Source organism: Glutamicibacter sp. AOP38-B1-38, from assembly GCF_052377485.1.
Lineage (GTDB): Bacteria > Actinomycetota > Actinomycetes > Actinomycetales > Micrococcaceae > Glutamicibacter.
This window is the reverse complement of sequence record NZ_JBQSWU010000020.1, coordinates 70,096-77,698: the sequence shown is the minus strand read 5'-3', so window position 1 is coordinate 77,698 and position 7,603 is coordinate 70,096. Positions and strand designations below refer to the sequence as shown.

Here is a 7,603-nt window from a genome sequence, read left to right as displayed (position 1 = left end):
TCACGTTCGGGTTCTTCCCGCCCAGTTCCAGGGCGACCTTCTTCACCGTTCCGGCCGCCGCGGCCGCGACCTTGCGCCCGGTGGCCAGGCCGCCGGTGAAGGAGACCAAATCCACGTCGCGGTGCTCGGAGAGGACCGCGCCGACCTGCGCTCCGGTGCCGGTGACCAGGTTCGCCACCCCGGCCGGCAGGCCCAGCTCATCAAGCACCTCCATCATCAGGATCGCGGTGGACGGGCTCAGCTCGGCCGGTTTGAGCACGAAGGAGCAGCCGGCGGCCAGCGCCGGGGCGATCTTCCACGCAGCTTGGAGCAGCGGGTAGTTCCACGGGGTGATCATCGCCGCGACGCCGACCGGTTCGTAGACGATGCGGCTGAGCACCTGCCGGTCCCCGGCGTCCACGATCCGCCCCGCATCAGCGGCGGCGAGCTTGCCGAAGTAGCGGAAGCAGTTGATGATGTCGTCCATGTCCAGTTCGGATTCGACCAGGCGTTTGCCGGTGTCCAGGGTTTCGGCCAGCGCGAATTCGTCCTTGCGTTCGGCCAGCCGGTCCGCGACGCGCAGCAGGAAGTCACCGCGGTCCGGGGCGGGGAGCTGGGACCAGGTCCCGGTGTCGAAGGCGCGGCGGGCCGCGGCGATCGCGGCCTCGGCGTCCGCGGGCCCGGCCTCGGAGACGAGGGCTACCGGCTCGCCATTGGCCGGGCAGCTGATGGTGCGGGTGGCCCCGCTGTTCGCTGCGCCGAAGGCCCCGTCGATGAATAGCGTTTCGCCGCTGTGCAAGCGCGGATTCTGGTTGCTTTGAAGGCTCTTGGCTAGTTGAGGTTGCAGGTTCATGTGTTCTCCAGAGAAAGTTTCGAAGGTTGTCGGTAGCGGCAGCGCCGGGTGCGGCAGTTGCCCTAGCGCTCGGGGTCCGTGATGGTTCCGTATTTCAGCGCGTTCCAGAAATCGCCGCGAACGTAGCGCTGTTCGGGCTCCGGATTGTAGTCCCAGTGGTGCACCTTGCCCTGCTGCAGCGAGTTGGCGACCACCCGGCGGCTTGACTGGCTTGCCAGGATCCTGGACTCCAGCCGGGGCAGGTCGTACCGGGATTCCAACGCGCCGCGCAGTGCCGCGACGGTCTCGGCATGCTGCGGGTCCGCGGCCGCATTGCGCAGCTCATCGGGGTCGGCTGCCAGGTCGAAGAGCTGGTCCGGGTCTCCCGGGCAGAGCACGAACTTGTAGTTCCCGCGGACGATGGTCAGCTGCGGGCGCAAGGTCCCTTCGGCCAGGTATTCGATGACCACATCGCGTTCCCCGGCGACGGCTTCGCCGCGCTGCGCGCGGCGCATCGATTCCGTCAAGGAGCTGCCCGGAAGCTGCGCCGCTTCCATGCCGGCCAGGTCCAGGAGCGTCGGGGCGAGGTCGAGCAGGGACACCGGCTCGGCGAAGCGGCCGGTGGGCACCAGATGCGCCGGCCCGTGCATGATCAGCGGGACCCGCGAGGACTGCTCATAGGGGGACATCTTGAACCACAGCCCCTTTTCACCCAGCATGTCGCCATGGTCGCTGATCACGATGACCACCGTGTTCTCGGCCAGGCCCAGATCCTCCAGCTGCGTGCGGATGCGCCCGATCTGGTCATCGATGTAGCTCACCGCCGCGTAGTAGGCGCGGCGCGCCCGGCGCACGCCGTCGATATCCGGATAGCGCTGGTCGAAGCCGCTCATCGCGCGCAGGCGATGGCTATGCGGGTCCTGGGCGGGGTCGGGAACCTCGGGGTGTGCCGGGTCGGGAATCCCTTCGTCGGCAAACCGGTCCCAGTGCTCGCGCGGCGGCTCATAGGGATCGTGCGGGTGGATGAAGGAGGTGACCATCAAGAACGGCAGGTCCTCGCCCGCGGCCTGGTTGGCCCGCACCCGGTCGTTGAGATGGCGCAAGGACCGGAAGGTGACCTCGTCGTCGAAGTCCTGCTGCACACTTGCCTTGGACACTCCGGCCTCGAAGACCGCGGCGGCGTCGTGGTACCACTGCAAGCGCTGCTCCAGCGGGCGGGTCCAATCCGGGATCATGTCCAGATCGGCCGGGTAGACATCCGTGGTGAGCCGCTGCTCGAATCCATGTTGCTGGTCCGGTCCGATGAAGTGCATCCGGCCAATCAGGGCCGTGTGGTATCCGGCCCCGCGCAGCCGGTGGGCGAAGGTGGGAGCCGAGGCGGCGAAGTCGTCGCCGTTGTCGAAGCAGCCCAGATCCGAAGGCATCTGCCCGGTCATCATCGAGGCGCGTGACGGGGCGCACAGCGGGGTGTTACAGTAGGCGCGGTCGAAAACCGCCCCGGATTCGGCCAATGCGTCGATATTCGGCGTCTTGGCCGCCTGATCGCCGTAGGCGCCAAGCGCCTGGGCGGCCATCTGGTCGGCTTGGATAACAATGATGTTAGGTCGTTTGATTGACATCGTTTCTTCCTTTCGTAGTTACTGAAATTGGAGCTAGTTGATGAGTGCATGCTGTGGAGCCCAGCGATCGGGGAATACCCCTGATGCGCGGCCGGTGCCGGCTGCGGCCCAGCAGGCAAGCGTGCTGGAGACCCTTGCGGCCCGGGCTCCGGAACAGCTGCGCCTGCTCGGATTGGCCGGCGGCACCTTCCTGATGGGCAGCGAGGACGAACTGGCCTACGTCGAGGATGGCGAGGGCCCGGTGCGTGAAGTCGCCGTGCCGCCCTTTGCCATCTCCGCCACCGCGGTATCCGTTGCGGAGTTTGCCGCTTTTGCCTTGGCCACCGGATACCGCAGCGATGCAGAAATCCACGGGGATTCCCTGGTGTTCGCCGGGAACTTGTCGAGCGCAACACGCAAGCTTGCAACGCCCGATGAGCATGCGCCGTGGTGGTGCACGGTCCCCGGAGCCGCCTGGCACCGCCCCGAAGGCCCGGATTCGGATGCCCTGGAGCGAGCGAACCATCCGGTGACCCACGTGTCCCTGCGCGATGCCCGAAGCTACGCGCAGTGGGTCGGCGCCCGGCTGCCCAGCGAGGCTGAGTGGGAGTTCGCCGCCCGTGGCGGATTGGAACAGCAGCCTTATCCCTGGGGTGCCGAATTCGAGCCCGGGGGACAGGCCCGGATGAAGACCTTCGCCGGAGAGTTCCCGCACCGCCCCACCAGCCCGGTCGGCACCGTCGCGGTGTCCGAATTCCCGCCCAACGGATTCGGCCTCTACAATATGACCGGCAACGTCTGGGAGTGGACCTCGGGGATCTTCTCCGCCGTAGATCCGCGTCCCGCCGTACGCGGCGGTTCGCACATGTGCCACGCCTCGTATTGCCGGCGATACCGGACCTCGGCACGCACCGCCGTCACCGCCGAGACCTCGCTGGCCCATACCGGATTTCGCTTGGCCGCCGACGTTCGCTGAGCGGTGCCTGCGGCGATCGGCTCAACGCTGCAGATCGCCGCCGGGTCTATCCGGGGAGTCCTCCACCGGCTGCAGTGAAATTTCCCCGGTTTTCGGATCCCAGCCGTCGGCCCACTCGCCCGTGGCGTAGCTGTACCCCACCGGCACTCCGTTCTCGTCCGTGCGCTGATACCACTCGGTGTATTCCTCGCTGGTGGAATCCACATCGGCCCCGGCTCCTTCGCCGGGTGTCGTGGCGACCACCTGCAGCGCGAAGTCGTCTCCATAGCGGTCGACACCTTCGAATACCGCATTGTTGATCGCATTTTCGGCGTAGTGGTGCCGCAGCGCGAACGGATCGGTCCGCAAATCGCGGAACCACGCGACGATGATCAGCAGCATGATGAAGGCAAAGGGGACCGCGCTGACGATCACCAGTTGCTGGAGCCCCGCCAAGGCGGAGGAATCGCCGAGCAAGAGCATGACGACGGCTATCCCGGACATCACCAGACCCCAGAAGACCACGATCCAGCGACTGGGTTCCTGATTGCCCCGCGAGGTCAAGATGCCCATCACCACCGAGGCGGAGTCTGCGGAGGTGATGAAGAAGATCGCCAGCACCACGATGGCCACATACGGCAGCCACTGCAGGTACGGAAGGTTCTCGATCATGGTGAAAAACACCTGCGGGGCAGGCATATCGGCGCTGAACCCCGGCAAACCCTGCTGGTACATCCAGATCGAGGTGCCGCCCATGATGCCGTAGGCGACAAAGAGCAGCGATGAGGGAATGAGGATCGTGCCCAGCAGGAACTGCCGGATGGTCCGCCCCCGCGAGATGCGTGCGATGAACGATCCGACAAATGGCGACCAGGAGATCCACCAGGCCCAGTAGTACACGGTCCACACGGACTGGAACTCCTGGGTTTCCCCGCCCCAGGACAGCGAGCGTCCCATCAGCTCGAACATCGAACCGAGGTATTCCATCAACGACGAGGGCAGCAGATTGAGCAGGAACAGGGTGGGGCCAAGGAACAGCACCAGTCCGACGATGCCCACGGTGAGGATGATGTTGATGCTCGACAGATACCGGATACCCCGCGAAACCCCGGAAACCGCCGAGATGATGAAGGCAACGGTCAGCACGAGAATCAGGATGACCAGCATGTTATTGGTCAGTTCCCCCGCGCCGGTGACGATGGTGATGCCGGTGCCGATCTGCATTGCCGCAATGCCAAGAGCCGCGGCGGTGCCAAACAGGGTGGCCACGATCGCGAACACGTCGATGAGCTTTCCGGCGAAGCCTTCCGAATATCGCTGGCCGAAGAGGGTGCGGAAGATGGAGGACATGAGCAGTGCCCGGCCGCGGCGGTACGCGGCATAGGCAATGGCTCCGCCAACCAGCGCGTACATGGCCCAGGCGTGGAAGCCCCAGTGGAAGTAGGTCTGCGCCATGGCCCCGTGCATGGCCTCGGTGGTTTCCGCTTGGTGCGTCAACGGCGGAGGGGCAATGAAATGCGTCAGCGGCTCGGAGGGGCCGAAAAACAGCACGCCGATGCCGATGCCGGCCGCAAAGAGCATCGCGACCCAGGAGAAGGTGCTGAATTCCGGCTTTTCCCCGTCCTTGCCGAGGCATATTTTTCCATAGGGAGAGATCGCCAGGCCCAGCAGGGAGACCAGGGTGATGATGGCGACGGTATTGAACAGCCAGCCCAAATTCAGCGTGGACCAGGAGAACGCGGCGGAAGCAATATGGGCAACTCCAGCCGGATCGAGGATTCCCCACAGGACGAATCCAATTGTCAGCGCCCCGGTGAGGCAGAGGACAAACTTGCTGACCTGGTAGCGCCGGCGCTGTTCGTCGATTCCGATACCGGGAACCAGCGCCGGGTGGATATTATGCGGATACCCCGGACGGCGAAAATCCAGATTGGGCAACCGCCGCCGGGACTTTTTCCGTTGTCGGGCCTGTGCGGTTTCCGCCCCGGGGACGGGCCGGGTTTCATCGGTTTTGGACATGGCAAATCTACCTTTGGTGATGCAGGGTCACCCCGACGGCGTGGGAACAGACATGCTCAAGGAGAGAGCGAATGACATGGCTGATCGGCCAACGGGGGCGCAATGCGATTAAGGAGCTGGGATGAGTGAGCCGGCGTCGAAGCCATGCTCAAAGGGAACCAAGCCATCGAGGTTTGGTTCTCAAGTGCCTACACGGGTGCCGTGTGGCTACGGCTCGCAGCCCCACCAGCCAATGGCATGGGATTCCCAGGAATCATTCTCGTAGCCTGCGGTGCGTCGCGGAGAGTTTATGCGAAGCTTTTCCGCCGCATTGATCCTGGACAGATTGCACGCCACAGAGATCGACCAGTCCTTGGACTGTGCAGGAGAATCGACGTGGCGCATGACACAAGACCCTAGACGTGGCGCATCACAGAGTCAAGGAAGCCCGGAAAAATCTTCGTACCAAATAGCCGCGTCCAGCCGTCGATTAATTTGCGGCATCGGCATTGGGCACCGGCGGTGCCCGAGTGAACGCACTTATCCACAGATTTTTCTGGCGCATCCCGGCAGGGCGCGGACCGGGGCACACTGGTCTGCATGAACGCCACCGATCTGGATCAGGCCCTCGACGGGTACGGTCAGCTGCTGGAGCGGCTGCACCGGACCGACGCCGAGGCGTGCCGCCAGATCGACGGGGCCGCGCTGCGCGCGGTTATCGAACAAGAAACCCAGGTGCTCATCGGATTGCGGCGCGCATTGCAGGACACCGCAGACCCGCGCCTGGCCCTGGAACTACTGGCCGCCGCGAAGAAAATCCAGGAAGAATGCACCCGGATGAGCCTGGTGGCCGCGGATCGGCTGGCCGCCACCAACGCGCACCAGTTGGACGAGGAAGAGCTCAACGAACTGCGCATCCAGCCCGCCGACACCACCCGCGCCGCACGCCGCGCGTCCGGGCGGTCCTGCTTCAAAGACCCCGCAGAGCTGCTGGCCAGCTGGCTGAAGATTACCTACGCCAAGGCCAAGCGGATGATGCTCGACGCCAGCGACCTGATCGGCCGTCGTGATCCCGCAGGGCAGCAGGTGCCTCCGCGCTTCCCGCATCTGGGCCAGCTGCTCGATGACCCGCAGGTCAGCCCGGAGGCGGTCTGCGAGACCAGCAAGAAGATCTCGCGCCGCGAACCGGAGGACACCACTTTTGAAGGCACCCCGACCGAGCCGACGCTGCGCGATAACTCCGGAATCGCGGTTGAAGAACGTGCGGCACAGATCCTGCACGATGAGCTGACCGAGAAGGAAGCCGATAAGAAGATCGGCCTCCTGATCACTGTCGCCAGCGCTACTCCGGCCACCTCCACCGCCGCGGCGCTGTGCAGGGGAATGTATCGCCGGCAAACCAGCAACCCGCAGGTCGTTGAATTCGTTTTGCGCGTCGGCTTGCTCGAAGCCGAAGTGATCGACTCGCTGATCGCCCAGGCGAATAACCCGAAAACCCAGGCCGGCCAGCGCGCACGGCAAAACCCGGCTAAGCCCGGCGCGGCACAGGGATCGGACTCCCTGCCCGAACAGCCCCAGCTGCCGGACTTCCTGCCTCCCGAGGCAGCCGGCTCCCGTTGGGAACCGGAGGCACCGCAAATGCGGGTGAGTCCACCGGAACGAGCGTTGAATGCGCTCTTGGAGCTGCTGAGCACGACCTGGGTGGACACCGGCAGCCGCCGCATCGAACCGGAGGTCATCGTCCACATGAAAATCGATGATCTGCGAAACTTGGCCGGGGCTCAGGGAAGAACGGCCCACGGAACGGATCTTCCGCCGGGGGAGCTGAGAAAGCTCTTATGCGATGCGAAGATCATCCCGGCGGTCTTCGGCGGGCGCGGTGAACTTCTGGACTTCGGCCGAGCTAAACGGCTGGTTCCGCCAAGCCTGCGCAAGGCGGTGTTGGCGCGGGACCGTGGGTGCCTGGTGCCTGGCTGCACCGCGCCTCCGGAACGGGTGGAGATCCACCACATCAGGTCCTACGCCGAGGGCGGGGATACGAGCCTGGAAAATTCCGGACCCGGCTGCGACGGGCACCATATGGCCTTTGACCTTGGAATCATCAAGGTCATCTTCAAGGACGGGCTGCCATGGGTGATCCTGCCCAAGCACATCGACCCGGAGCAAAAGCCGCGGCGCAATACCTACTGGGGCGAGGACGGCTAGCCGGCGTTCCCGCGCACCGGGCCGTCTGCTTCGACG

The 7,603-nt window shown here is 64.9% G+C and carries 5 protein-coding genes; 2 read left to right on the top strand and 3 right to left on the bottom strand.

Annotation, left to right across the window (positions count from 1 at the left end):
- A partial coding sequence (locus ACT3TP_RS12820) for an aldehyde dehydrogenase family protein (RefSeq protein ID WP_444620738.1) occupies window positions 1-832 on the bottom strand: 832 nt, incomplete at its 3' end.
- A 62-nt stretch (window positions 833-894) separates the two neighbouring features.
- The gene (betC, locus tag ACT3TP_RS12815; RefSeq protein WP_444620737.1) at window positions 895-2,430 is read right to left on the bottom strand and encodes a choline-sulfatase; all 1,536 of its coding nucleotides are present in this window, start codon (window positions 2,428-2,430) and stop codon (window positions 895-897) included.
- Window positions 2,431-2,470: 40 nt separating this feature from the next.
- Here betC and ACT3TP_RS12810 point away from each other — a divergent pair, with 40 nt between their 5' ends.
- A complete protein-coding gene (locus ACT3TP_RS12810) occupies window positions 2,471-3,385 on the top strand; it encodes a formylglycine-generating enzyme family protein (protein ID WP_444620736.1) in 915 nt (304 codons plus the stop codon).
- Between the two features lie 21 nt (window positions 3,386-3,406).
- Here the strand turns inward: ACT3TP_RS12810 and ACT3TP_RS12805 are convergent, their stop codons facing one another.
- Window positions 3,407-5,383: a BCCT family transporter gene (locus tag ACT3TP_RS12805; protein WP_444620735.1), complete on the bottom strand. Its 1,977-nt coding sequence runs from the start codon at window positions 5,381-5,383 to the stop codon at window positions 3,407-3,409.
- Window positions 5,384-5,962: 579 nt separating this feature from the next.
- Between ACT3TP_RS12805 and ACT3TP_RS12800 the strand changes: the two genes are divergently transcribed.
- Window positions 5,963-7,567, top strand: coding sequence for a DUF222 domain-containing protein (locus ACT3TP_RS12800; protein ID WP_444620734.1), 1,605 nt, complete (start codon window positions 5,963-5,965; stop codon window positions 7,565-7,567).
- Window positions 7,568-7,603: the final 36 nt, after the last annotated feature.